This window comes from Chitinophaga sp. (assembly GCF_035564935.1).
GTDB lineage: Bacteria > Bacteroidota > Bacteroidia > Chitinophagales > Chitinophagaceae > Chitinophaga.
The window spans coordinates 1-1869 of record NZ_DATMTE010000147.1 but is presented as its reverse complement, the minus strand read 5'-3'; the positions used below and the strand labels follow the sequence as shown (position 1 = coordinate 1869).

At 49.7% G+C, this 1869-nt stretch carries 2 protein-coding genes; both read right to left on the bottom strand.

All coding sequences use genetic code 11. The annotated features are described in order from the left end of the window. Positions 1-546: peptide chain release factor H (prfH, locus tag VN105_RS03955; RefSeq protein ID WP_325638147.1), on the bottom strand; the 546-nt coding region annotated here is incomplete at its 3' end. 7 nt (positions 547-553) lie between these two features. After that, positions 554-1869: RtcB family protein (locus tag VN105_RS03950; RefSeq protein ID WP_325638145.1), on the bottom strand; the 1316-nt coding region annotated here is incomplete at its 5' end.

Sequence of the window (1869 nt, the reverse complement as noted above, 5' to 3'; positions counted from 1 at the left end):
GGACTGGTTTTTCCCTGCATTTTTCTGCAACCGTTCCAGCTCCAGCAAGCGTTCTTCCAAACGCAAAACGGCAATTTCTTTATTTTGCAATTGGGAACGGGTATCCATCACCTGCACCATCATCCCTGTCGGGAGATGAGTCGCACGCACCGCTGAACTCACCTTGTTTACATGCTGTCCTCCTGCGCCACTGCTGCGCATGGCCTGAAATTGCACATCCTTCAAGTTCATTTTCGCAACAGGCTGTACCGGATACCAGTTCTTGACCTCCAAAAACCAATTCTTACGTTTGTGGTTGAGCCGAAAAGGACTTGGACAGATCCAACAAATTGTTCCTATCCAACGATCAATAAATACGGCACTTGCCTCACCTCTGAGCTTTAACACCAATGAACAGGGAAGCCCATCGATCTCTTCGACTTCCACCGTCTCCATCTTTAAGCCGTATTGCTTCGCTTCTAACCGCATCCTTTCCAACGCTAGCTTTACGGCAAGATTACATTCCCTTGGTCCTCGTCCCGAAGTCAATAAAATATACTTTTCCATGTTCCTCCTATTTATCCATGCGAACAATCTTGGGACGAAATGTTCCAAGTACATTAACCAACTCCTGCTGCAGGCTCATCACCCGGTGAATATCCTTATAAGCATGTGGAGCTTCATCCAATGCGCCCCCGATGAGTTCTACATCATGTTTCTCCAGTTCCTTCAGCATGGCACTTTTGGTGAAGCTACTTTTGCAGGCTGCCCGTGACATCATGCGTCCGGCTCCATGCGATGCCGATTGCAGGCTCAACGGATTGCCCCGCCCCTCAACGATAAATCCGGGTGCGGTCATGGAGCCCGGGATAATCCCCAGCACCCCCTGTCCGGCAGGTGTCGCCCCTTTGCGGTGAACAATACATTCTTTTCCATCCACGGTTTCCTTCCAGGCAAAATTATGGTGGTTGTCGATGGTCAAAACGGGCCGTTCCCCCAAAGCCTTTGCCAAACGCCTGTGGATATCCTCATGACAGGCCCGTGCATAATCACCCGCTAAATTCATCGCTAACCAGTACTCCTGACCTTCTTGGCTGTCCAGGTCCAGCCACGCCAGATGTTGCACATGACGCGGTAAAGGACACTGTTTTGCCGCCAGATCGGTATACCGTTTGGCAATATTTGCGCCCAATCCCCGCGATCCACTATGCGACAGGATCGCCAGATAAGTGCCGGGGGCCAGCCCCCAGTCCGGTCGGACAGCATGCAGCTCAACCACGCCAAATTCGACAAAGTGATTACCGCCGCCTGAGGTCCCGAGTTGTTTGTACGCTTTATCCAACAATGATTTCAGCAGCGGGATATCGTTAAATTCGGCCCGGCTAAAAATTGCATGATCCTGTTTCTCACGATGCGTATCATACATACCGAATTTGGTGTTTTCTTTCAGCATATTTCGCAACTGGAATTCTCTTCCTTTGAAATAACTTGCCGGTAAATCAAAGATAGACAGGCTCATCCGGCAGCCGATATCCACACCGACCCCGTAAGGTATCACGGCATTATCTGTTGCCAGCACCCCGCCGATCGGCAGGCCATAGCCCATATGTGCATCTGGCATCAATGCTCCCCGATATGCTATGGGAAGTTTCAATGCTTCATACAACTGCTTTTTGGCCTGTTCATCAATTTCATTTTCACCAAAAATGGTAAAGGGAGCCATCTGCTTATTTAGCTGCCGCATACGGGCTTCAACCGGCTGAATCAAACCTTCGGCAAGCTTCGCCCAGATTGGATCCGCCCTAAATTTTTCAGGTGCCTCGAGCACCGTTTTTACTTCCAAAAGGATATTTTCCTTCTTTTCTCCTTTTCGGTAGCGTGTTATTAGCC